This window comes from Stenotrophomonas sp. TWI809, assembly GCF_039673205.1.
Taxonomy (GTDB): domain Bacteria; phylum Pseudomonadota; class Gammaproteobacteria; order Xanthomonadales; family Xanthomonadaceae; genus Stenotrophomonas.
The window spans coordinates 1-22,142 of the sequence record NZ_JBDJLE010000037.1 but is presented as its reverse complement, the minus strand read 5'-3'; the positions used below and the strand labels follow the sequence as shown (position 1 = coordinate 22,142).

Annotated in this window: 22 protein-coding genes and 1 pseudogene; 5 read left to right on the top strand and 18 right to left on the bottom strand. The window is 67.1% G+C overall.

From position 1 onward, the window contains the following. Positions 1–99: 99 nt before the first annotated feature. Together ABE472_RS18055 and ABE472_RS18050 are read right to left on the bottom strand one after the other, a co-directional pair. On the bottom strand, positions 100–1,077 hold the full coding sequence (locus tag ABE472_RS18055; protein ID WP_346466751.1) for a zinc-binding dehydrogenase: 978 nt from the start codon (positions 1,075–1,077) through the stop codon (positions 100–102). 52 nt (positions 1,078–1,129) lie between these two features. Beyond that, positions 1,130–1,900, bottom strand: a complete 771-nt coding sequence (locus ABE472_RS18050; protein ID WP_346466750.1) for a hypothetical protein — start codon at positions 1,898–1,900, stop codon at positions 1,130–1,132. A gap of 116 nt (positions 1,901–2,016) precedes the next feature. On the opposite strand from ABE472_RS18050, the gene ABE472_RS18045 reads away from it, so the two are divergent. Together ABE472_RS18045 and ABE472_RS18040 are read left to right on the top strand one after the other, a co-directional pair. Then, positions 2,017–3,357, top strand: coding sequence for an Nramp family divalent metal transporter (locus ABE472_RS18045; protein WP_346466752.1), 1,341 nt, complete (start codon positions 2,017–2,019; stop codon positions 3,355–3,357). Positions 3,358–3,442: 85 nt separating this feature from the next. After that, positions 3,443–4,276 (top strand): class I SAM-dependent methyltransferase, encoded by an 834-nt coding sequence (locus ABE472_RS18040; RefSeq protein ID WP_346466749.1) that lies wholly within the window; start codon positions 3,443–3,445, stop codon positions 4,274–4,276. 46 nt (positions 4,277–4,322) lie between these two features. Here the strand turns inward: ABE472_RS18040 and ABE472_RS18035 are convergent, their stop codons facing one another. The 8 genes from ABE472_RS18035 to cyoA are packed head-to-tail and all read right to left on the bottom strand — an operon-like array spanning position 4,323 to position 10,833. After that, positions 4,323–5,111: an MFS transporter gene (locus tag ABE472_RS18035; protein ID WP_346466748.1), complete on the bottom strand. Its 789-nt coding sequence runs from the start codon at positions 5,109–5,111 to the stop codon at positions 4,323–4,325. Further along, a complete protein-coding gene (locus ABE472_RS18030; RefSeq protein WP_346466747.1) occupies positions 5,072–5,809 on the bottom strand; it encodes an MFS transporter in 738 nt (245 codons plus the stop codon). The genes ABE472_RS18035 and ABE472_RS18030 overlap by 40 nt, the downstream gene beginning before the upstream one ends. Positions 5,810–5,846: 37 nt before the next feature. Next, positions 5,847–6,416 carry an SCO family protein gene (locus ABE472_RS18025; protein WP_313211978.1) on the bottom strand — a complete coding sequence of 190 codons (570 nt, stop codon included), beginning with the start codon at positions 6,414–6,416 and terminating at the stop codon, positions 5,847–5,849. Then, positions 6,413–6,895, bottom strand: a complete 483-nt coding sequence (locus tag ABE472_RS18020) for a copper chaperone PCu(A)C (protein WP_313211980.1) — start codon at positions 6,893–6,895, stop codon at positions 6,413–6,415. Before ABE472_RS18020 ends, ABE472_RS18025 begins: the two co-directional genes overlap by 4 nt. Further along, positions 6,892–7,245, bottom strand: coding sequence for a cytochrome o ubiquinol oxidase subunit IV (gene cyoD / locus ABE472_RS18015; protein ID WP_313211982.1), 354 nt, complete (start codon positions 7,243–7,245; stop codon positions 6,892–6,894). The genes ABE472_RS18020 and cyoD overlap by 4 nt, the downstream gene beginning before the upstream one ends. Further along, positions 7,242–7,880, bottom strand: coding sequence for a cytochrome o ubiquinol oxidase subunit III (gene cyoC / locus ABE472_RS18010; protein WP_313211984.1), 639 nt, complete (start codon positions 7,878–7,880; stop codon positions 7,242–7,244). Before cyoC ends, cyoD begins: the two co-directional genes overlap by 4 nt. Further along, positions 7,877–9,856, bottom strand: a complete 1,980-nt coding sequence (gene cyoB, locus ABE472_RS18005) for a cytochrome o ubiquinol oxidase subunit I (protein WP_346466746.1) — start codon at positions 9,854–9,856, stop codon at positions 7,877–7,879. The genes cyoC and cyoB overlap by 4 nt, the downstream gene beginning before the upstream one ends. Before the next feature lie 2 nt (positions 9,857–9,858). After that, positions 9,859–10,833: a ubiquinol oxidase subunit II gene (gene cyoA, locus ABE472_RS18000; protein ID WP_346466745.1), complete on the bottom strand. Its 975-nt coding sequence runs from the start codon at positions 10,831–10,833 to the stop codon at positions 9,859–9,861. 190 nt (positions 10,834–11,023) lie between these two features. Between cyoA and ABE472_RS17995 the strand changes: the two genes are divergently transcribed. Further along, positions 11,024–12,391 carry a PLP-dependent aminotransferase family protein gene (locus ABE472_RS17995; protein WP_346466744.1) on the top strand — a complete coding sequence of 456 codons (1,368 nt, stop codon included), beginning with the start codon at positions 11,024–11,026 and terminating at the stop codon, positions 12,389–12,391. A gap of 19 nt (positions 12,392–12,410) precedes the next feature. Here ABE472_RS17995 and ABE472_RS17990 read toward each other — a convergent pair whose 3' ends face one another. Beyond that, the gene (locus ABE472_RS17990; protein ID WP_083298829.1) at positions 12,411–12,680 is read right to left on the bottom strand and encodes a hypothetical protein; all 270 of its coding nucleotides are present in this window, start codon (positions 12,678–12,680) and stop codon (positions 12,411–12,413) included. Between the two features lie 173 nt (positions 12,681–12,853). On the opposite strand from ABE472_RS17990, the gene ABE472_RS17985 reads away from it, so the two are divergent. Further along, entirely contained in the window at positions 12,854–13,453 is a 600-nt protein-coding gene (locus ABE472_RS17985) for a TetR/AcrR family transcriptional regulator (protein ID WP_346466743.1), read from the top strand. A 95-nt stretch (positions 13,454–13,548) separates the two neighbouring features. Next, positions 13,549–14,241: a type 1 glutamine amidotransferase domain-containing protein gene (locus tag ABE472_RS17980; protein ID WP_346466742.1), complete on the top strand. Its 693-nt coding sequence runs from the start codon at positions 13,549–13,551 to the stop codon at positions 14,239–14,241. A 114-nt stretch (positions 14,242–14,355) separates the two neighbouring features. Here the strand turns inward: ABE472_RS17980 and ABE472_RS17975 are convergent, their stop codons facing one another. The 7 genes and pseudogenes from ABE472_RS17975 to ABE472_RS17945 all read right to left on the bottom strand — a co-directional run. Continuing rightward, on the bottom strand, positions 14,356–14,550 hold the full coding sequence (locus ABE472_RS17975; protein WP_070473916.1) for a heavy-metal-associated domain-containing protein: 195 nt from the start codon (positions 14,548–14,550) through the stop codon (positions 14,356–14,358). Between the two features lie 114 nt (positions 14,551–14,664). Further along, positions 14,665–15,165 carry a Cu(I)-responsive transcriptional regulator gene (gene cueR, locus ABE472_RS17970; RefSeq protein ID WP_346466741.1) on the bottom strand — a complete coding sequence of 167 codons (501 nt, stop codon included), beginning with the start codon at positions 15,163–15,165 and terminating at the stop codon, positions 14,665–14,667. Then, entirely contained in the window at positions 15,162–17,702 is a 2,541-nt protein-coding gene (locus tag ABE472_RS17965; protein WP_346466740.1) for a heavy metal translocating P-type ATPase, read from the bottom strand. The genes cueR and ABE472_RS17965 overlap by 4 nt, the downstream gene beginning before the upstream one ends. A 120-nt stretch (positions 17,703–17,822) precedes the next feature. Beyond that, entirely contained in the window at positions 17,823–19,139 is a 1,317-nt protein-coding gene (locus ABE472_RS17960) for a sorbosone dehydrogenase family protein (protein ID WP_346466739.1), read from the bottom strand. Then, positions 19,136–19,552 (bottom strand): DUF2231 domain-containing protein, encoded by a 417-nt coding sequence (locus ABE472_RS17955; protein ID WP_070473908.1) that lies wholly within the window; start codon positions 19,550–19,552, stop codon positions 19,136–19,138. The genes ABE472_RS17960 and ABE472_RS17955 overlap by 4 nt, the downstream gene beginning before the upstream one ends. A 144-nt stretch (positions 19,553–19,696) precedes the next feature. After that, the gene (locus ABE472_RS17950) at positions 19,697–21,268 is read right to left on the bottom strand and encodes an arylsulfatase (RefSeq protein WP_346466738.1); all 1,572 of its coding nucleotides are present in this window, start codon (positions 21,266–21,268) and stop codon (positions 19,697–19,699) included. 102 nt (positions 21,269–21,370) lie between these two features. Then, positions 21,371–22,142: pseudogene (locus ABE472_RS17945) on the bottom strand (ATP-dependent helicase); the annotation flags it as partial.

The following is a 22,142-nucleotide window of genomic DNA, read 5'->3' as shown; positions in this document are numbered from 1 at the left end:
GCTGCACTTGATCGGGCGCTGCGTCAGCCGACCAACGGTCGGCTCTACGGGTGATCGGGCGCTGCGTCAGCCGACCAACGGTCGGCTCTACCGTGCACCTCAGGGCCGCAGCAACACCTTGCCGTTGCGGCCCGATTCCAGGCTGGCCTTGGCGGCATCGGCCACCTCATCCAGCCCGAACACGCCGTCCACCGGCAGGCTCAATCCACCGCGCGCGGCCAGCTGCAGCAGTTCGCCAACAAGGCGACGCTTGTCATCCGGCGCCATCGCCTGGCTGACCTTGCTGCCCCAGAAGCCCTTCACCGTGGCCTGCTTGAAGATCACATCGCCCGAGCTGAGCTGCATCGGCTCGCCAGTCATGGAGCCAAAGGAGACCAATGTGCCGCCATCGCCCAACAGCGTCATCAGCTCGCTGCTGGCGCGACCGCCCACCGAATCCACGGCGGCCGCAATCGAGGCCTTGCCTACCTTTGCCTGCACCTGGGCCATCCAGTCCGACTGCGCGGTGGAGATGGTGTGGTCGATGCCGAGCTCGGCCATCTCGGCCACACCGGCATCGCGCCGCACCAGGTTGATGCAGTGCACCCCACGCGCCTTGGCCAGCATCGCCAACGCCTTGCCGACCGCACCATTGGCGGCGTTCTGGAGGATCCACTGGCCTTCCTGCACCTGCAGGAATTCCAGCAGCATCAGCGCACTCAGCGGCATGGCGATCAGCTGCGCGGCCGTGTTGTCATCGATGCTGTCCGGCATGGGGATGACCATGCGCGCCGGCGCGATGAAGGACTCGGCCCAGGTGCCATGCACCGAGGCAGCGCTGACCCGCTGGCCGATCTTGAGGCCCTCGACGCCTTCGCCCAGCGCATCGATCACGCCGGTGCCTTCGCTGCCGCCGACTGCGGGCAGCTCGGGCTTGTAGCCATACTGGCCGCGCACCGTCCACAGGTCGTGGTTGTGGATCGGCGCCAGCACGGTGCGGATCCGCACCTCACCGGCCGCGGGGGTCGGCTGCGGCACGTCGCCGCCGTGGAGGACCTGGGTCGGGTCACCGAAGGTGGTGTGGACGGCAGCGCGCATCAGCAGCGCTCCTTCATCACGATGTTCATGGGGGTGTCTCCTGCAGAAAGAATCAACGGCGATGACGGTGGGCGGCGGCGATCGCGCGCGGCTGGCGGTACGCGCGTACGCGCAGCCACACGGTCTGGATCACCACGATGATGATCAGCACCAGGGCCAGGGTGGCGATGTTGGCCGCGCCCGGCAGATCCCAGCCGGACTGCTTGACGTACATCCCGGCCAGCGCCCAGATGACGGCGGCTGGATAGGCGAAGTGCCCGCGCAGCAGCTGGTTGACCACCAGCACCAGCAGCGTGGCCAGGACCAGCAGCACCAGGCTCCAGCCGAGCATGTTGTCGGTCGGCAGCCAGCGGTAGGCGACGATCATCTGGGCGGTATTGAGATAGGCCGCCAACGACAGCCAGCCGGCGTGCAGCCCGAGCGGGTACGCCGCCCAGGCACGCTGACCGCCCGGGGCGGTGATCGGCGAGGCGCGGTAGGCGGCCACGATCAAGCAGATCAGGGCCGCCCAGATGATCGCCAGCGCCGGCAGGAACCACTGGTTGGAGAACACCGGCATCCAGGCGGCGGTCAGCGCAAAGCCCGCCGCGGCCCACGGGCGAACCCCGGTGATGTCCGGTTTGCGCAGGCGCAGCTGCCAGAAGCCGAACAGCACATCCCACAGGAAGATCACGCCCCAGATCGCGAAGGCGTACCCGGCCGCGACCAGCAACGTGGGGTACTGGTCGGAGACTGCACCGTTGGTCGGGCCGAACATGCCGGTCTGTGAGAGCCACGCCACCACGGGCATGGCCAATGCGGCCAACAACACGATCCAACGCATGCACCCACTCCATCTGAAAAGAGCGGTGACGATACGCGGTTCAGGGTTAAGGCGCTGGGATGCCTCAGATTGCAAAGCCTTAGTAACTTAGCCTCTGCTATATTGCGGCCGTGGACATCCCGCGCCGCCCCGAGCCTCCCCCCGCCTGGCCCTCATCGACCGGGCACACCCCCAGCCTGGGCGAGATGAACGCCAGCGTCGCGGTGCCTACGGGCGGCCACTGGTGGTTCCGCCTGCTGGCGTTCCTCGGCCCGGGCTACATGATCTCGGTCGGCTACATGGACCCGGGCAACTGGGCCACCGATATCGCCGGTGGCGCGCAGTTCGGCTACCTGCTGCTCTCGGTGATCCTGCTCTCCAACCTGATGGCGATCGTGCTGCAGGGGCTGTCGGCGCGGCTGGGGATCGCGACCGGGCGTGATCTGGCGCAGGCCTGCCGCGACCACTACTCACGGCCGGTGAACCTCGGCCTGTGGCTGTTGTGCGAGATCGCGATCATTGCCTGCGACCTGGCTGAGGTGATCGGCACCGCGATCGCCTTGAAGCTGTTGTTCGGCATCCCCTTGCTGGCTGGCGCGATCATCACCGCGGTGGACGTGGTGCTGGTGCTGCTGCTGATGAACCGCGGCTTCCGCGCGCTGGAGGCCTTCGTGATCGCGCTGCTGCTGGTGATCTTCGGCTGCTTTGCGATCCAGATGGTCATCGCTGCGCCGCCGCTGCAGGCAGTGCTGGCCGGGTTCATTCCGCATGCGCAGGTGGTGACCGATCCCAAGGCGCTGTATCTGGCGATCGGCATCATCGGTGCCACCGTGATGCCGCACAACCTGTATCTCCACTCTTCCATCGTGCAGACCCGCGCTTACCCGCGCACCGATGCCGGGCGCCGCAGTGCGCTGCGCTGGGCGGTGACGGACAGCACCATTGCGTTGATGCTGGCACTGTTCATCAACGCCTCGATCCTGATCCTGGCCGCCGCGGTGTTCCATGCGCAGGGCCGTACCGACGTGCAGGAGATCGAACAGGCGTACGAGCTGCTGGCGCCGATGCTCGGCGTCGGGCTGGCCTCGACCCTGTTCGCGGTCGCCCTGCTCGCCTCGGGCATCAACTCCACCGTGACGGCGACGCTGGCCGGCCAGATCGTGATGGAAGGTTTCCTGCGCCTGCGGATCGCCCCGTGGGCACGGCGCCTGATCACCCGCGGCATTGCGATCGTGCCGGTGGTGGTGGTGACCGCGATCTATGGGGAGCAAGGCACCGCACGGTTGCTGGTGCTGAGCCAGGTACTGCTCTCGATGCAGCTGCCGTTCGCGGTGGTGCCGCTGGTCCGGTTCGTCTCGGACAAGACCAAGATGGGCGCGCTGGTGGCGCCACGCTGGCTCATCGTGCTGTCCTGGCTGATCGGCGGCCTGATCATCGTGTTGAACGTGAAGCTGCTGGTGGACGTGTGGCGGGGCTGAGGCCTGCGCGCTTGACCTCAACGATGGTTGAGGTGGCACAGTGCAGCCTCCTCATCCCACTGGCAATGCCAGATCGAGCCCTGTAATGACCGACACCTCGCAGCACGCGTTATGGAATGGCCCGGCCGGTGAGGCATGGGTGGAAGCGCAGCGCATTCTCGATCAGATGTTCGCGCCGCTGGCCACTCACCTGCTCGATGCCATCGCGCCGGGCACCGATGCGCAGGTGCTGGATGTGGGCTGCGGGACTGGGGCGGTGGCGCTGGCCATTGCCGGACGGCTGGGTCCGGAGGCACACGTGATCGGGGTCGACCTCTCCGCCCCGATGATCGCCTTGGCGCGTGAGCGCGCGCAGCGAGCCGGGCTGGCAGTGGACTTCATCGTCGCCGACGCGCAGCAGCATGCGTTCGCGCCCGGACGTCTGGACCGGATCGTGTCGCGCTTCGGCGTGATGTTCTTCGATGACCCGGTGCAGGCCTTCGGTCAGTTGCAGCGCGCCGCCAAACGCGGCGGCGTGCTGCAGGCGCTGGCCTGGCGCGGGCCGGACGAGAACGCGTTCATGACCACCGCCGAGCGCGCGGCGGCACCCTGGCTGCAGTTGCCGCCGCGTCAACCCGGGGCACCGGGTCAGTTCGCGTTTGCCGACCAGGTCCGGGTCGAGCAGATCCTGAGCGACGGCGGCTGGGAGGATATCGAGCTGCTGCCGCTGGATGTCGTGTGCCGCATCGACCGTGCGGATCTGGCGACGTACGTCTCGCTGCTCGGACCGGTCGGGAGCGCGCTGCGAAACGGCGACCTAGCCGCGGACGTCCGAACGCACGTGCTCGACGCGGTGCTGCATGCCTTCGAGCCGTTCGTCGACGGCGATTCGGTGACATTCACTGCCGCCTGCTGGGACGTGCGCGCCCGCGCGTGGTGACCGCCGGCCGGATCCACGCCATGCGCGGACGCCACCTTCGGACTGTCTAGCGCCTGGCCATCAACGTGCTGGTCAGCAGCATCGCCACCCATGCCATGGCCGCCGCGGTCACGAATGCATACGCCGCGCCATCGCCATAGGCTTGGCGCGCCACCAGTGTCAGGGTGTCGTGTGCAGCCCCGGACACGGACAGCTCGCCGGCCACCACGCGCTCGATCAGCGCCGGCGACCCTGCCTGCCCGGCCTCGGTCAGCGCCCCGCGGGCGGCGTCACGGACGTGGCTGGACAACACCGCGCCCAGCGTGGCGAACCCGATCAGGATGCCGGAGAAGCGCGCGGTGGTGCTGATGCCGGAGGCCATCCCGGCGCGGTCCGGCGGAATCACGCTCATGATCGCCTTCTGTGTTTCGCCGTTGAGCAGGCCACCGCCACTGCCGAGCACCGCCATCGCCAGCAGCAGGCCGAGATCGCTGTGTTGCCACAACGCCACCGCGATGCCCAGGTTGCCGATCACGGCAACGCCCAGGCCCAGCGCCAGGATCCGCCCGGAGGCCCACCGCGTCCCCAGCCGGCGCCCCACGAACGGAAGCAGCAGCATCGCCAGTGCGAACGGCAGCATGTGCACGCCGGCCTGCAGCACGCTGTCGCCGCGGGCGTTCTGCAGCAGCAACGGCAGCAACGAGGCCATCACCTGTACGCAGGCGGCGTAGGCGAACATCGCCAGCACCGCACCGACCAGTGCCGGCGCGCGGAACAGGCGCAGATCCAGCATGGGCTGGGCGCGGCGCTGCTCGATCACGATGAAGCCTGCGCCCAACGCGGTGCCGGCCAGCAACCAGGCAGCACCGTGGCACTGCCCCAGCCCTCCACCGGGCCACGGATCAGCGCCCAGGTCCAGCACAGCATGCTGCCGGCGAACAGCAGCACGCCCGGCACGTCGATGCGGCGGCTGACCGGATCGCGCGACTCCGGCACGAAAGCCCAGCTCAGGCCCGCCAGCAGCAGGCACAGCGGAAGATTGATATGGAAGGCCCAGCGCCAACCCCACCAGGTCGCGATGGCGCCCCCGATCAGCGGGGCGAGCACCATGGTCAGGCCCATGATCGCGCCCCAGATTGCCCAGGCACGCGCACGCGAGGGCGCGCTCTGGTGCGCATGCCCGATCAACGACAGCGCCGGTGCCAGCATGAACGCGGCCGCAGCACCCTGCCCGGCCCGTGCCAGAGACAAGGCCATCGCGGTGCCGGCGATGCCGCACGCCACCGAGGTCAGCGCGAACAGGCTCAAGCCGACCAGGAACAGACGGCGACGCCCGATCCGATCGGCCAGGGTGCCGGCGGGCAGCAGCAGCGAGGCGAAGCACAGCACGTAGGCACTGACCACCCATTCGATGTCTGCGAACGAGGCCGACAGATCGCGGGCGAGGGTCGGCAGCACCACACCGACCACGTTGGTATCGAGCACGGTGAGCGCGCAGCCGGCCGAGCCGAGCAGCAGGACGGCATCCGCGCGGTGCGCGCCGGCACGGCTCATGGCAGCGCAATCCCCCGGGGTGTGGCGGCCCACCGGCTCACCCTTCGGCCGCCGCCAGCCGCACGCGAAGCTTCTCCACGATAGCCTGCTCGCTCATCGCATAGCCGTACACATCCTGCAGCTGCCCGTCAGCGCCGAGCAGGAACCAGGAGGCGGTGTGCTCGAACGTGGCCGCGTCACCCTCGCCGACGCGCCGATAACTCACGCCCAGGCTCTCGGCGATGGCGCGGGTACCGGCCTCGTCACCGGCCAGGCCCAGGAACGTGGTATCGAAGGCCGCCAGATACTCGCGCAGGTGCGCCGGCGTATCGCGCTGCGGGTCGACCGTCACGAAGACGACCTGCAGGTGCTCTGCCGCCGGGCCCAGCAGCCGCTTGATCTGAACCGCTTTGACCAGGCTCAGCGGGCACACTTCGGGGCAATGGGTGAAGCCGAAGAACAGCAGGGTCGGCGTGCCCTGCAGATCGCGGATGGCAAGCGTACGCCCGTCGCTGCTCGCAAGCTTGACCGCCCCGAGTGCCGCCTGGCCCATCACCGGCGCCTGGCCGTCGGCGCAGCCGGCCAGCAGTCCCAGTGTAAGCAGGCCCGCGGCCGCCCAGCGCGTCACTTCACCGCCCCGTGCGGCACCAGGCCATCGCGCACACTGAAGTCCACCACCTGCGCTGCGCTGCGGGCAAACTGCAGCGTCACCCGTACCGTCTGGCCGGCCGACAACGGCCGCTTCGGCTTCAGCAGCATCAGGTGGTACCCCCCGGGCTGCAGCGCCAACGTCTGGCCGCCAGGCAACGCCAGGCCATCGGGCAGCGCCTGCATGCGCATCACTTCCCCGTCCATGCGCATGGCATGGATCTGCACCTCGGCAAACGCCGAGGACGCGGCCGACAGCAGCCGGTCCTCGCCGCCGCCGTTATGCAGCTGCACATAGCCGGCGGCCACGTTGGCCGCCGGTGGTGGCAGGCGCACCCACGGATCGCTGACCGACACCGTTGCCGCGGTGTGGGCCTGCGCGGCCGCAGCCACCACCGGCATCACGGAACACGTCAACAGCAGACCGGCAGCCAGGACACCCGAGCGTGACCCGCTCATGGCGTGCCCGGCATCTGCATCGGCATCATGTTGAGGTTGGCGTTGTGCATCACCCACAGCGAGCCGGCCACCACGATGGCGATCAGGAACGCGGTGCACAGGAAGATGCCGGTGTTCTCGCGCTGGCTGCGCCCTGCCCCGATATGCAGGAACAGCACCAGCTGGGCGACCAGCTGCACCACGCACAGCACCACGATGGCGGTCAGGCGCAGCGGCTGCGGCACCAGATCGGTCATGACCACGCCGAACGAGGCACCGGTGAGCACCAGGCACAGCAGCAGGCCGAGGAGGTAGCCCTTCAGGGTGGCGTGGCCGCCACCGTGATCGGCATCAGGCGCGTTCGCGCTCATACAAACTCCCTCAGGTAGACGAAGGTGAACACACAGATCCAGATCAGATCCAGGAAATGCCAGAACAGGCTCAGGCAGGCCAGGCGGCGACGCACGATGCCGTCCAGGCCGAACTTCAGCACCTGGTGGATCATGATCGCCAGCCACAGCAGGCCGAAGGTGACGTGCAGGCCGTGGGTGGCCACCAGCGTGAAGTACGCCGACAGATATGCACTCACGTCCGGGGTGGCGCCTTCATGGATCAGCTCGGCGAACTCATACAGCTCCATGCCGATGAAGACCGCACCGAGCACGCCGGTCACGGCCAGCCAGCCCACCACCTGGTTGCGCTTGCCGGCCTGCATGCCGAGCATCGCCAGGCCAAAGGTGAAGCTGCTGAGCAGCAGCACCACCGTTTCGGAGAGCACGAAGCCCAGCTTGAACAGTTCCTTGCCACTGGGGCCATCGGCCGTCCCGTTGAGCAGCACGCCAAAGGTGGCGAACAGCACCGCGAAGATCAGGCAGTCGCCCATCAGGTACATCCAGAACCCGACGACGGTCTTGTTGCCGTCGTCGTGGTGCTCATGGGCGTGGTCGTGGTGACCGGCCGTGAGCTGCCCGTGCTGCGTGGCAGCGGTCAGGGTATCGCCGCTCATGCCTTGGCTCCTTCCATCTGCGCGAAGTGCGCGTCTTCGATGCGCTTCACCTCCGCGGCGGGCACGTAGTAGTCCACATCACGGTCATACGAGCGCAGCACGAAGGTCGCGATCACCCCGATCAGGCCGATGCCGGCCAGCACCCACATGTGCCAGACCAGGGCGAAGCAAAGCACCAGGCTGAACACCGAGATCACCACACCCGACGCGGTATTGCGCGGCATGTGGATGTCTTCGTAGGTGTCCTGGCGCTGCCAGGCACGGCCGTGCTGCTTGTCGTCCCAATGCTGCTCCAGCGAGGTGATCGCCGGCAGCTTGGCGAAGTTGTAGAACGGCGGCGGCGCGGACGTGGCCCACTCCAGGCTGCGCGCATTCCACGGGTCTCCGGTGAGATCCATGTTGGCCTTGCGGTCACGCACGCTGACATAGAACTGGATGAACATCGCGGCGATACCGGCGGCGATCACCAGCGCACCGATGGCGGCCACGATCAGCCACGGCTGGTAGCCCTCCACGCCGTAGTGGTTCATGCGCCGGGTCATGCCCTTGAAACCGAGCACGTACAGCGGCATGAAGGCCAGGTAGAAGCCGACCAGCCAGCACCAGAACGAAATCTTGCCCCAGCGCTCGTTGAGGGTGAAGCCGAACGCCTTCGGGAACCAGAAGCTGATGCCCGCCAGGCAGCCGAACACCACGCCGCCGATGATCACGTTATGGAAGTGCGCGATCAGGAACAGGCTGTTGTGCAGCACGAAATCCGCGCCCGGGATCGCCAGCATCACACCGGTCATGCCGCCCAGCGCGAAGGTGACCATGAAGCCGATGGTCCACAACGTTGAGGAGTGGTAGCGGATCCGCCCGCGGTACATGGTGAACAGCCAGTTGAACAGCTTCACCCCGGTGGGGATCGAGATGATGGAGGTCATGATGCCGAAGAAGGCATTGACGTTCGCACCCGAGCCCATGGTGAAGAAGTGGTGCAGCCACACGAAGAACGACAGGATGCCGATCGACGAGGTGGCATAGACCATCGAGCGGTAGCCGAACAGCGGCTTGCCCGAGAACGTGGCGATGATCTCCGAGAACGCGCCGAAGCACGGCAGGATCAGCACGTAGACTTCCGGGTGGCCCCAGATCCAGATCAGGTTGACGTACATCATGGCGTTGCCGCCGGCGTCATTGGTGAAGAAATGCATCCCGAAATAGCGATCCACGGTCAGCAGCGCCAGGGTCGCGGTCAGCACCGGGAAGATCGCCACGATCAGGATGTTGGTGATCAACGCGGTCCAGGTGAACACCGGCATCTTCATCAGGTCCATGCCCGGCGCACGCATCTTGAGAATGGTGACGATGAAGTTCAGGCCGGTCAGCGTGGTGCCGATGCCCGAGACCTGCAATGACCAGATGTAGTAGTCAACGCCCACCGTGGGGCTGTACTCGATGCCGGACAGCGGCGGATAAGCCACCCAGCCGGTCGCGGCGAAATCGCCGACGAACATCGACAGCATCACCAGCACCGCACCCACGGCCGACAGCCAGAAGCTGAGCGAGTTGACGAACGGGAAGGCCACGTCGCGCGCGCCGATCTGCAGCGGCACCACGATGTTCATCAGACCCACGATCAGCGGGGTGGCCACGAAGAAGATCATGATCACGCCATGCGCGGTGAAGATCTGGTCGTAGTGCTCCGGCGGCAGGTAGCCGGCACTGTCATTGGCGGCGATGGCCTGCTGGGCACGCATCATCAGCGCATCGGCGAAGCCGCGCACCAGCATGACCAGGGCCAGGATGATGTACATCACGCCAATCTTCTTGTGGTCCACCGAGGTGATCCACTCGGTCCAGATATAGCCCCACTTTTTGTAATACGTGATGGCCGCGACGATCGCCACGCCCAGCAGCAGCGAGCCCACCAGCGCCGACATGATGATCGGGTCGTGGTAGGGAATCGCGTCGAGGTTCAACTTTCCAAGCACAATCAGTTCTCCGCGGTACGGCTGGCAGACGCGGCCAGGCTTACGAGTTGGGACTTCGCGCCGGGTTCTTCGCCGGGCAGGCAGATCTCGTCATCGGGCATGCCGCCGTAACGGCGCAGGATGCTGTCGAACAGTCCGGTATCCACGCTGGCGAAGCGCTGCATCGGCGCACCGTGGGTCGGCTTCTCCAGTTCGGCCAGGCGGGCCTGGTCCAGGTGCTGGGCGGTGCCACGCGACTGCGCCAGCCACTGGTCGAAGTCCGCCTCGGTCATCACCCGCGCATCGAACGTCATGTCCGAGAAACCCGAGCCGCTGTAGGCCGATGACATCCCGGCATAGGTGCCCGGCGTGTGCCCGATCAGGTGCAGGCGGGTCTGCATCGCCGGCATGGTGTAGACCATGCTGCCCAGTTGCGGCACGAAGAAGGCATTCATCATCGACTCGGAGGTCAGCTTGAAGGCGACCGGCGTATCGACCGGCATCACCAGTTCATTGACCGTGGCCACGTTGTGGTCCGGGTAGATGAACAACCATTTCCAGTTGAGCGAGACCACTTCCACGCGCAGTGCGGGCGTGTCCGACTCAATCGGGCGGTAGGGATCCAGCGCGTGGGTGCTCTTCCAGATCAACACGCCGAGCACCACCACGATCAGGCACGGAATCGTCCACACCACCACTTCGATCGCGGTGGAATGCGACCAGGTCGGCGCGTAGGTGGCCTCTTTGTTGGACTCGCGGTAGTGCCACGCGAAGTACAGCGTCAGGATGATCACCGGGATCACCACCAGCAGCATCAGGCCGGTGCAGACCAGGATCAGCTGCATTTCCTGCTCGGCGATGCTGCCCATGGGATTGAACAGCTCCAGGTTCTTGCACCCTGTGAGCAATGGCAGCAGCGCTGCCAGGCCGAACCAGCGTCCGGCGCGGGCTCGACCGGCCGGGATGGCGCGGCGAGCGGAGTGTGTAGCGGGGTTCATGCGTGACGGCCCTTCCAACGCAGTGCCGGGCCGGGCGGCCCGGATCATGAAAAGTGGCGAACACCCCCCTGCATGACCGATATGCATGGGGGGTGCCCGCCGCAGCCGCGTACGTTAGGCAACGACATGATCCATACATGATGCGACACACTGTCGCAGCCGCTCTCCCGGCCGCGCGTACCATGCGCGCATGGAATGGAGCCCCCTCATCGCCGATGGCCACGGGCCGGTGTACCTGCGCATCGTGCAGGCCCTGGAACGTGCGGTGTGGTCCGGTGCGTTACGTCCCGGCCAGCGCCTGCCCGCACAGCGCACGCTGGCCACCGAGCTGAAGGTGGACCTCACCACCATCACCCGTGCCTTCACCGAGGCACGCAAGCGCGGGCTGATCGATGCCCGTGGCCCGCTGGGGTCGTTCGTCGCGCCGCCGCAGGTGGAACTTACCCAGCTGGTGGACCTGAGCATGAACCTGCCGCCCAGCCCCGGCGGCGGCCAGGTCGCCGACGTGTTGCGGCGTGGATTGTCGTCCGTGCTCACCCGCAGTGATGCGGACAATCTGATGACGTATCACGTGGGCGGTGGCAGCCGCGCCGATCACCGGGCGGCCCAACACTGGCTCAAACCGATCCTCGGCAAGGTCGATGCCGATACGCTGGTCGTCACGGAAGGCGCGCAGGCGGCGCTGTCTGCCCTGCTGCTGGCGTTGACCGACGCCGGCGACACGATCCTGTGCGAGCCCCTGGTCTACCCGGGACTGCTGCACGCCGCGCGGGTGCTGGAGCGACGGCTGCACGTGGTCGAGTGCGACGCGCACGGCATGCGTCCAGACGCGCTGGCCCGTATCGCGAAAGAACGCGGCGCGCGCGTGGTCTACCTCAACCCGACCGCACAGAACCCCACCGCCCATACGATGCCGCAGGCACGCCGCGAGGCACTGGCCGAGGTGATCCGCGCGCAGCACCTGCTGCTGATCGAAGACGACCCCTACTGGCTGCTGCTGGAGGACGCCCCTGCCCCGCTCGCGCTGCTGGCACCGCAGCAGGCCTGCTACATCTCCACGCTCTCCAAGTGCCTCAGTCCGGGATTGCACACCGGTTTCGTGCGCCTGCCCGACGGCATGGACCGGCAACCGGTGCTCGATGCCCTGCGCGCGGTCAACCTGATGGCGCCACCACTGATGAACGCCCTGGTGACGCAGCTGATCCTGGATGGCTCCGCGCAGGCCATGCTGAAACTGGTGCAGGAGGAAGCGGCCGAACGACGCTATCTGGCGCGGTCGGCGTTGTCGCCGCGGTTCCTGCAGCATTGCGCGGGCGTGCACGCCTGGTGCCGTCTTCCCGCGCACTGGACCGATGCCAGCCTCACCCACGCCGCGCGCCTGCAGGGGCTGGGCATCGCACCGTCATCGGCGTTCACGCCCGACGGGGTAGCGATCAACGATGCGGTGCGGATTTCATTGGGCGCGGCCGCCAACCGGCAGGAACTGCACCGGGCGCTGCGCCAGCTGGATCAGCTGATGCATGTGGTGGCGGCGGAAAGCCCCGGCTGGACGGTGTGACGCCCGCCTTTCGGCACGCTCAGCCGGAAACGGCTTTGGCCTGCTTCCAGACGGCTTCAAACTGACTGGCGGTGATGGCGTCATCCGAATCCAGATCCAGCCAGGACAGCGGCTGATCGGACAGCGGGAAGCGCTCATCGGCCTGCCCGGATTTGTCCGCCCAGACCAGCACGCTGCGGTAGCTTTCCACCTGCCGCACGATCACATCGCCCTGCGCCTCGAGGTAGATCGTGCCGTTGCCGATCTCGGATTCTGCGGGGTGTTTGTAGTGCTTGCGGGGCGTGCTCATGGCGGGGCGATATCTGGCAATGAAAATGGGGCCGGGGAATATACCTTGATCCGCCCCCTTCCCGTCGGCAATCGCCGCCCGGGGACGGGGTAGTGCCGGCCGCTGGCCGGCGTCCCGTGGACCACGCAAGCAGGAACTAGACGACCGGTCTAATCAGGCGTACAGTGGCGTCCATGAACTCGCCCACCACCCCCTCCACCGTCCGCGACACGATCCTGGCCAGCGGCCAGCGGATCATGGGCGCCAAGGGCTTCTCCGCCGTCGGCCTCAATGAAGTGCTCGCGGCGGCGGGCGTCCCCAAAGGCTCGTTCTACCACTACTTCGCCTCGAAGGAAGCCTTCGGCGAGGCATTGCTGGAGGACTACTTCAGCGCCTATCTCGCCGATATGGACCGCATCTTCCGCCAGCCGGGCCAGACCAAGGCCGAGCAACTGGCCGCGTACTTCCGCGCCTGGCAGGACAGCCAGTCCTTCGAGGACTGCCAGGGCAAGTGCTTGGCCGTAAAGCTTGGTGCCGAAGTGGCGGACCTTTCCGAACCCATGCGGGCCGCACTCCAGCGTGGCACCACGGGGATCACCGATCGGCTGGCGCGTGCCATTGCAGCGGGCCTGGCCGACGGATCGGTGGCGACCCGGGAGCCACCCGAGGCGGTCGCCCGAAGCGTGTATCAGCTGTGGCTGGGGACCAGCATCATGGTCAAGATCGCCCGCACCACCGGCCCGTTCGACGACGCCGTGGCGTTGACCGCCCGCCTTCTGCATACCGGCCCCTGACAAAGGCATGTCTCACGCACGCCGGCATCGGCGTGTTTTTCTCGGCCCCATCACTAGACGACCAGTCTAATCAAGCACCCACAGGAGCATCATCCATGAAAGTCCTCATCGTTCTGACCTCGCACGACGAACTCGGCACCACCGGCAAGAAGACCGGCTTCTGGCTGGAAGAGCTGGCTGCGCCCTACTACACCTTCAAGGATGCGGGCGCCGAGATCGTCCTGGCCTCGCCCAAGGGCGGGCGGCCGCCGCTGGATCCCAAAAGCAACGAGCCGGACTTCAAGACCGACGCCACCCGCCGCTTCGAGGCAGACGTGGATGCCAACGCGCAGCTGGCCAACACCGTGCGCCTGGACAGCATTTCGCAGGACGCGTTCGATACCGTGTTCTATCCCGGCGGCCACGGCCCGCTGTGGGACCTCGCCGAAGACACCCACTCCATCGCGCTGATCGAAGCCTTCATCGCCGCCGGCAAGCCGGTCGCGCTGGTCTGCCATGCGCCGGGCGTGCTGCGTCACGTCAAGACGGCCGAGGGTGCCCCACTGGTGCAGGGCAAGCAGGTCACGGGCTTCACCAACACCGAAGAAGAGGGCGTCGGCCTGACCGAGGTGGTGCCCTTCCTGGTCGAGGACATGCTCAAGGCCGCGGGCGGTTCCTACTCCAAGGGGCCGGACTGGGGCTCGTATGTCGTCAGCGATGGCTTGCTGATCACCGGCCAGAATCCGGCCTCGTCGGCCGAAGCGGCTGAGGTGCTGGTGGAGCGACTCGCGTCCGCCACCAAGGCCTGAGCCGCCGCGACGGCATCGGATGTCACGGTGCCCCACGCCGCCAGGGACGGCAGCAGCGGCAGAAGATGTTTCATGCACATGCGTTGTCCTCCGGGATGGCGTGGGACCGCCCGCTCATGGCGTGGCAGGGAATCCAGCATCGGCCAGCGCGGCCAGGAAGGCGGCCCGCTCGCGGTCGCTCTCCACACGTACTTCGCGCGCGGGCGGATCGGTCTCGATGCGTGCGTGCGGATCGACGCCCTGCAGGGCCTTGGTGACGGAGCGGGCGCAGCCGCCGCAGGTCATGGTGGGAAGGGTGAAACGATGCATCGGGCGACCTCGCCGTGGTGGGTGTGAGCCCACTGTCGGGGCTGACAACGTGGCAAGGTCAAGGCCTTAATGCGTCCGCGCCCGTTGTGCAGGGCATGGACGTGGCCGGGTCGATCAGGAACGTGGCTTGCGGGCCGCGCGCCCGCGCGAGGACACCGGCGTATCCGCACCGAACAGCGGCGTTTTGCGGGGCTTCCCGGCGGATGCAGTCTCCGCCGGCGCGGAAACGGGCTGGGCCAGGTCGGCGATGATCGGGCAATCCGGGCGGTCATTGCCGTGGCAGTGTTCGGCCAGATGCTCCAATGTCTGCACCATCGCCTGCAGCTCGGCGATCTTCGCCTTCAACCCGGCCACATGGGACAGCGCCACCGCCTTGACGTCGGCGCTGGCGCGTTCGCGATCGCGCCACAGCACCAGCAGCTCGCCGATCTGCTCGACCGAAAACCCCAGGTCACGCGCACGGCGGATGAAGCGCAGGCTGTGCGCGTCCTGCGGGCTGTAATGCCGGTAGCCCGCCTCCGAGCGCGCCGCCGGCGGGATCAGGCCGATCTGCTCGTAATAGCGGATCATCTTTGCCGACACGCCCGAAAACGTCGCGGCTTCCCCGATATTCATCGTCCGGTCTCCCTCTCACTTTCCGCCATGCCGGTGCCCAGCGTATCGGCCTGCATCGGTGCATGGAAGCGCTTGAGCCGCAGCGCATTGCCGAGCACGAACACACTGGACAATGCCATCGCCGCCGCGGCGAAGATCGGCGAGAGCAGCGTGCCGTTGAACGGGTACAGCAGGCCAGCGGCCACCGGGATCAGCACCGCGTTGTAGGCGAACGCCCAGAACAGGTTCTGCTTGATGTTGCGGATCGTTGCCTGGCTCAGGGCGATCGCGTTGGGCACGCCGCGCAGGTCGCCGGACATCAGCACCACGTCGGCCGCCTCGATCGCCACATCGGTGCCGGTGCCGATCGCCAGGCCGACATCGGCCTCGGCCAGCGCCGGTGCGTCATTGATCCCGTCCCCGACGAAGGCCACCTTGGCGCCACCAGCACGGAAACGCTTGAGCGCGGCGACCTTGCCATCGGGCAGCACTTCGGCCGCCACCTCATCGATGCCAAGCTGGCGTGCGATCGCCGCGGCGGTGGCCGCGTTGTCGCCGGTGATCATCGCGACCTTCAGGCCCAGGGCGTGCAGCGCCTGGATTGCCGCCGGCGTGCTTTCCTTGATCGGATCGGCCACCGCGATCACGGCCGCCAGGCGGCCATCGATTGCGGCGTACAGCGGGCTCCTGCCCTGCTCACCCAACCGCTGGGCGGTGGGCCGGAACGCCGCCACCTCCAGGCCGAGCCGGGTCATGTAGCGGTCCGCGCCGACGGCCACGGTGCGGCCGGCGACACGCGCGGAAACGCCGAAGCCTGGCACCGCCTCGAAGCGTTCGATGGCGGCCAGTGCGAGACCGCGCGCTCTGGCGGCCGCAACGATCGCCTCGGCGATGGGATGCTCGGAGCGGGTTTCCACCGCGGCGACCAGGGCCAGCACCTCATCCGCCTGGAAACCATCGGCCGGCTCCAGGTCGGTCAGTTCGGGGCGGCCCTTGGTCAACGTACCGGTCTTGTCCAGCGCGATCACACTCACATCGCGCAGTGCCTGCAGCGCCTCGCCCTTGCGGAACAGCACGCCCAGCTCCGCCGCGCGGCCGGTCCCGACCATGATCGAGGTCGGCGTGGCCAGGCCCATCGCGCAGGGACAGGCAATGATCAGCACCGCCACCGCATTGACCAGCGCAAAGGTCAGCGCCGGTGCCGGGCCGAGCACCAGCCACACCAGGAAGGTCAGCGCGGCAGCAGCCATCACCGCCGGCACGAACCACATGGTGACCCTGTCGACCAGCGCCTGGATCGGCAGCTTGGAGCCCTGTGCCTGCTCGACCAGACGGATGATCTGGGCCAGCACGGTGTCCCCGCCCACCTTGGTGACACGGAAACTGAAGGCACCGGTGGTGTTGAGGGTGCCGCCGACCACCTCGGCGCCCACGGCTTTGGCCACCGGTACCGGCTCGCCGGTGATCATGCTCTCATCCACATAGGACGCCCCCTCCACCACCGCGCCGTCCACGGGCACTTTCTCGCCCGGGCGGACCAGCACGACATCGCCGAGCGTGACCTCGTCGAGCGGCACCTCGACCGTCTCATCGCCACGCTGCACGCGTGCAGTCCGCGCCTGCAGCCCGACCAGGCGCTTGATCGCCTGCGACGTGCGGCCCTTGGCCCGCGCCTCCAGCGTGCGCCCCAGCAGGATCAGGGTGACGATCACCACGGCCGCTTCGAAGTAGACGTTGGCGGTGCCCGGCGGCAGCACGCCCGGGGCGAAGGTGGCGACCACCGAGTAGCCATAGGCCGCCGCGGTGCCGAGCGAAACCAGCGAGTTCATGTCCGGGGCGCCGCGCAGCAGTGCCGGCACGCCTTTGCGGAAGAAGCGCAGGCCCGGCCCGAACAGCACCAGCGTGGCCAGCGCGAACTGCAGGTACCAGCTGGTCTGCAGGCCGACGGCATGCATCACCCAGTGGTGCATGGCTGGGACAAGGTGCGAGCCCATTTCCAGAATGAAGACCGGCAGCGTCAGCACCGCCGCCAGCAACAGGGAGCGGCGCAGCGCACGGGCTTCAGCCTCGCGGCGTTCCTCCTCCTGGTCACCGGCCGCAGCCGTGCTCACGCCTGCAGCGCGCGCGGTGTAGCCGGCGTTTTCCACGGCAGCGACCAGATCAGCGACGGAGACCGTACCGGCCAGATGGCGCACCTGCGCCCGTTCGGTCGCCAGGTTGACGCTGGCCGCGATCACGCCCGGCAGCTGCGCAAGGCCGCGCTCCACGCGACCAACGCAGGACGCGCAGGTCATTCCCTCGATGCTCAGCTCGGTGGTGGCTTCGCGCACGGTGTAGCCCGCGCGTTCGATGGCACGCACCGCCGCCTGGGGATCGGGCGCCCCGATGAAGCTGAGATCGGCCCGCTCCGTGGCCAGGTTGACCGACGCCGTCTGCACGCCGGGGACGGCCGTCAGCGCGCGCTCCACCCGGCCCACACAGGAGGCGCAGGTCATGCCCTCGATGGGCAGGCTCAGGCGGCTGAGCGGCGCGCCGGACCGGGAAGCAACAGAAGACATGGGGCAGTCCTTGGGGTGAGGTTACCCGCCACCCTAAAGATTCCCATCGTGGGAAGGTCAAGCCCCCGCTTGATGGGGACGGAGGTAATTATTCATCCCCTCCATCCCCGTCAAGGCGCTTTACGGCTGGGCGGGCGTGCCGTCGTGGGTGACCCGCCAGATCGTGTTGGAGAGGTCATCGGCAACGATCAGTGCCCCACGCGGGTCGACCGTGACACCCACCGGGCGGCCGCGGGTCTTGCCGTCTTCGCCGAAGAAGCCGCTCACGAAATCGATCGGCTCGCCGGCCGGACGGCCATTGCTGAAGGGCACGAACACCACCTTGTAACCGACCGGTGGATTGCGGTTCCAGCTGCCGTGCTCGCCCACGAAGACGCCATCGGCAAACTGGGTGCCCATCACCGGCGACGAGAAGGCCACGCCGAGTGCGGCCACATGCGAGCCCAGCGCGTAATCCGGCGCGATGGCCGAGGCGACCTTCTCCGGATTCTGCGGCATCACCCGGCGATCCACATTCTTGCCCCAGTAGCTGTACGGCCAGCCATAGAAGCCGCCCTCCTTCACCGAGGTGAGGTAATCGGGCACGAGGTTCGGGCCGATCTCATCGCGTTCATTCACCACGGCCCACAGCGTGCCGGTGCCCGGCTGGATCGCCAGCGCGGTGGGATTGCGGATACCGGTGGCGTAATCCTTGTGTGCGCCGGTGGCCACATCGATCTGCCAGATCCGCGCACGATCGATCTCCACCGACATGCCGCGCTCGGTGATGTTGCTGTTGGAGCCGATGCCTACATAGAGATAGCGGCCATCGGCACTGGCGGTCATCGCCTTGGTCCAGTGATGGTTGATCGCCGCGGGCAGATCGGTCAGTTTCGCCGGTGCGCCGCTCGCCTTGGTCTGGCCTTCCTGGTAGTCAAAGCGCACCACCGCATCCTGGTTGGCCACGTAGATCGCGTTGCCGATCATCGCCAGGCCGTACGGCGCATTGAGCTTGTCGGCGAAGACCGTCTTCAGTTCGTAGGTGCCGTCGCCATCGGCGTCGCGCAGCAGGGTCAGGCGGTTGCCGCTCTTGACCGCCGTGTTGCCCTTGGCCTTGATCTTGCCGGCGATCACATCCTTCGGCTTGAGGGCAGGCGCACTGCCGCCGCGACCTTCCGCGACCAGAATGTCACCGTTGGGCAGCACCAGGGTCTGCCGCGGAATGTTCAGATCGGTGGCGATCGCCGAGATGCGGTAGCCCTTGGGCACCGTCGGCAGGGTGTCGCCCCACTGCGCCGGCTTGGCGATGGTCATGTCCGGCATCAGCCCGCGATGCGGCTTGGGCATCTCCGGGTTGCCGCCGTACTGTTCCAGCTCGGGGGCCTTGCCGCTGCAGGCCGCCAGCGCGACCGCAAGCGCGGAAACCGAGAGCATCCGGATCGTCATCTGGCGGCTCATCGCACACCTCCCACGCGCAGGCTGGACAGCCCCACCCAGGTGGCGAGCAGCGCCAGCACCGTCAGGATCACCGAGAGCACCAGGCCCGCCGGCATCACCGCCCATGCATCACGCGCATGGTGGAGACAGTTGATGAAGCCCACGCCCCAGGTCACCGCCAGAATCACGACGTAGGCCAGGTTGCGGCTGCGACGGACCAGGCCGACGATCCCGCACAGCAGGGCCAGCGTGGTCATCACCATCGCACCGATCAGCAGCCAGGAGGCGAAGTTGGCCCACTGGATCTCGTACGAACTCCAGTAGGCGTAGTCCGCCAGCAGTGCGCCGAGGAACAGCGGCAGCACCCCGCCCAGTACAGCGGCGTGGAACGGATGGATGACCCATGATCGGGTCAGGACAACGGTCGAAGCCATGGTGGTCTCCTGGTGAGGTGGCGAATCTCTCCCGATCCTGCCACCCCTGGTGTGATGGGGGTGCTGAGATGCCGCCCACACGAAACCGGGGGACAGCCTGCCCCCCGGTTCGTCGCCATGCCAGCGCTGCGATGGACCTCGCCGCTATTTGCCCGTCACCGCTTCCTGCAGCTTCTCCACCGCCTGGTCGGCCGTGAACGTGTTCGGCTTCTGGATCTTGGGGAAGTCCACGAACGTCTCGTTGAATTTCGTGAGCAGCGCGATCGCGCCGTACACGATGTAGACGTGGTTGATGTACCAGTCCCAATAGGTATTGGAGGTCACATCCGCGAACTCGTACGGATCGGTGCGCAGGTTGTAGATCTTGGGGATGCGCATGACCGTGAACGGTTCGCCCCACAGCTGCATCGTGCCTTTGCAGCGCTGCTCGATGAAGGTCACCTTCCAGTTGTCGTAACGGATGCCGAGCATGTCGCCATCATCGGAGATGTAGACGAACAGCTTGCGCGGCGACTTGTCCTGCTTGCCGGTGAGGTACGGCAACAGGCTGACGCCGTCGATGTGGTTCTTGTAGGTGCGCCCGATCGCCTTGACCCCCTTCTTGAGGTCCTCGACCACGCCCTTGTTGCCCGCCAGTTCCAGGAAGGTGGGCAGCCAGTCATGGTGCTGCACGATCTCGTTGGACACCGAGCCCGGCTTGATCTTGCCCGGGTAGCGAACCACCAGGGGAATCCGGAACGCGCCTTCCCAGTTGGTGTCCTTCTCACTGCGGAACGGCGTCATGCCGCCATCCGGCCACGAATTGCGGTGCGGCCCGTTGTCGGTGGAGTACACCACCAGGGTGTCTTCGGCGATGCCCAGTTCGTCGAGGTAATCGAGCAACGCGCCCACGTTCTTGTCGTGGTCGATCATCGTGTCGTGATACGGCGACTGCCAGCGCCCGGCCTGCCCCAGGCTTTCCTTCTTGGTGTGCGTGATCAGGTGCATGTGGGTGAAGTTGACCCAGACGAAGAACGGCGTGTCGTCGTCGTTCGCCTTCTTGATGAAGCCCTTGGCGCGGTCGGCGAAGTCGTCATCGCAGGTCAGCATGCGCTTGCGGTCCAGCGGGCCGGTATCCTCGATCTTCTGCTTGCCTACCTTGCCCCAGCGCTTCTGGTCGGTGCTGTCATCCCTATCGGTGGCGAAACTGTGGATCACCCCGCGCGGCTTGATGGTCTCGATGAAATCCCCGAACTCGTCCTTCGGGAAGTAGTCGTACATCTCCGGCTCTTCTTCGGCATTGAGGTGGTACAGATTGCCGTAGAACTCATCGAACCCATGGTTGGTGGGCAGCATGTGGTTGAGGTCGCCGAGGTGGTTCTTGCCGAACTGCCCGGTGGTATAGCCCTCGTTCTTCAGCAGGGCGGCGATGGTGACGATCTTCTCGTTCATGCCGACCGGCGCGCCCGGAATGCCGACCTTCGACAGGCCGGTCCGCAGGACGCTCTGGCCGGTGATGAAGGACGAACGCCCTGCCGTACAGGACTGTTCGCCGTAGGAATCGGTGAACAGCATGCCCTCGTTGGCCAGGCGGTCGATGTTCGGCGTCTGGTATCCCATCAAGCCGCGCGAGTAGCAGCTCAGGTTGGAGATGCCGATGTCGTCTCCCCAGATGACAAGGATGTTGGGCTTCTTTGCGGATGAACCGGGCTTCTTCTTTGCGGATGAGCTGGCCATGCACTTCTCCGACGACGGTGGTGCTCAATAGTCCGTGTCGGTCATCGTCGCGGCCAGCGTGTTTCTACTTAGACGGCGTCAGTAAGTCTTCGCCTCCCCCGCTCATCCCTCCCAGCTGATGCCTTTTGGCGCACTGGAGAAACCGGCGGCCCGCAGCGCGTCCATCAGGCCGTCGCGTCGGGCCGGCGCAGCGTCGATCAGCTCCACGGTGAACGAGCTGCGCCGGCCCCGCCGCAGTGCGCTGGCCAGCGCCTGCGCCGCGGCAGCCGTCGAGCCTGCCAGGGACGGATCGTCCGCATCGAAGAACGTCAGCAGCTGGCGGCCCCCCTGGGCCAGGTACATCAGCAGCCGTCCACCGCCGATCACCACCACGGCACCGGCGCGGCGCACCGGCCGGACCGCCGAGCCGTGCACCGGCCAGGGCACCACGGTACCGAACGGGTTGGCCGGGTCCACCGCGGACAGCCCGATCGCCACCTCGCCAGCACCGGGCCGCAGGGCATCGGCGACGCCACGCAGTCGATCCACGATCAGGCGATCGGCGAACTGGGCCCCGCCCAGCCCTTCGACGAAGCGGCCGCGCAGCACCCGGCCTGCATCCTCCATGCCGCGATACACCTGTTGCAGCGCCGGGAAGCCGCCGGCGATCCCTTCGGCCATCGCGGCCCCGCGGGTCACGATGCCGTGCCGGTCCAGCAGCCCCTCGGCCAGCGCCACCGCGCGCGCCGTGTCGCTGATCGCCTCACGCTGCAACAGCGACCAGCGCCCGGCCAGCGCGGGGGCCGCAAAGCTGGCGATCACGGCCGGCGCGCCGTCGGCCAAGGGCATGTCGTGCATCGGGACGCCACGGACGCGTCGACCGCGCCGCGAGGCG

Bases quoted from the DNA above. Each gene is read 5' to 3' on its own strand.
- ABE472_RS18055 (WP_346466751.1), bottom strand. From the start codon at position 1,077: ATGCGCGCTGCCGTCCACACCACCTTCGGTGACCCGACCCAGGTCCTC.
- ABE472_RS18050 (WP_346466750.1), bottom strand. From the start codon at position 1,900: ATGCGTTGGATCGTGTTGTTGGCCGCATTGGCCATGCCCGTGGTGGCG.
- ABE472_RS18040 (WP_346466749.1), top strand. From the start codon at position 3,443: ATGACCGACACCTCGCAGCACGCGTTATGGAATGGCCCGGCCGGTGAG.
- ABE472_RS18030 (WP_346466747.1), bottom strand. From the start codon at position 5,809: ATGAGCCGTGCCGGCGCGCACCGCGCGGATGCCGTCCTGCTGCTCGGC.
- ABE472_RS18020 (WP_313211980.1), bottom strand. From the start codon at position 6,895: ATGAGCGGGTCACGCTCGGGTGTCCTGGCTGCCGGTCTGCTGTTGACG.
- cyoD (WP_313211982.1), bottom strand. From the start codon at position 7,245: ATGAGCGCGAACGCGCCTGATGCCGATCACGGTGGCGGCCACGCCACC.
- cyoC (WP_313211984.1), bottom strand. From the start codon at position 7,880: ATGAGCGGCGATACCCTGACCGCTGCCACGCAGCACGGGCAGCTCACG.
- cyoA (WP_346466745.1), bottom strand. From the start codon at position 10,833: ATGAACCCCGCTACACACTCCGCTCGCCGCGCCATCCCGGCCGGTCGA.
- ABE472_RS17995 (WP_346466744.1), top strand. From the start codon at position 11,024: ATGGAATGGAGCCCCCTCATCGCCGATGGCCACGGGCCGGTGTACCTG.
- ABE472_RS17990 (WP_083298829.1), bottom strand. From the start codon at position 12,680: ATGAGCACGCCCCGCAAGCACTACAAACACCCCGCAGAATCCGAGATC.
- ABE472_RS17985 (WP_346466743.1), top strand. From the start codon at position 12,854: ATGAACTCGCCCACCACCCCCTCCACCGTCCGCGACACGATCCTGGCC.
- ABE472_RS17980 (WP_346466742.1), top strand. From the start codon at position 13,549: ATGAAAGTCCTCATCGTTCTGACCTCGCACGACGAACTCGGCACCACC.
- ABE472_RS17975 (WP_070473916.1), bottom strand. From the start codon at position 14,550: ATGCATCGTTTCACCCTTCCCACCATGACCTGCGGCGGCTGCGCCCGC.
- cueR (WP_346466741.1), bottom strand. From the start codon at position 15,165: ATGAATATCGGGGAAGCCGCGACGTTTTCGGGCGTGTCGGCAAAGATG.
- ABE472_RS17965 (WP_346466740.1), bottom strand. From the start codon at position 17,702: ATGTCTTCTGTTGCTTCCCGGTCCGGCGCGCCGCTCAGCCGCCTGAGC.
- ABE472_RS17960 (WP_346466739.1), bottom strand. From the start codon at position 19,139: ATGAGCCGCCAGATGACGATCCGGATGCTCTCGGTTTCCGCGCTTGCG.
- ABE472_RS17955 (WP_070473908.1), bottom strand. From the start codon at position 19,552: ATGGCTTCGACCGTTGTCCTGACCCGATCATGGGTCATCCATCCGTTC.
- ABE472_RS17950 (WP_346466738.1), bottom strand. From the start codon at position 21,268: ATGGCCAGCTCATCCGCAAAGAAGAAGCCCGGTTCATCCGCAAAGAAG.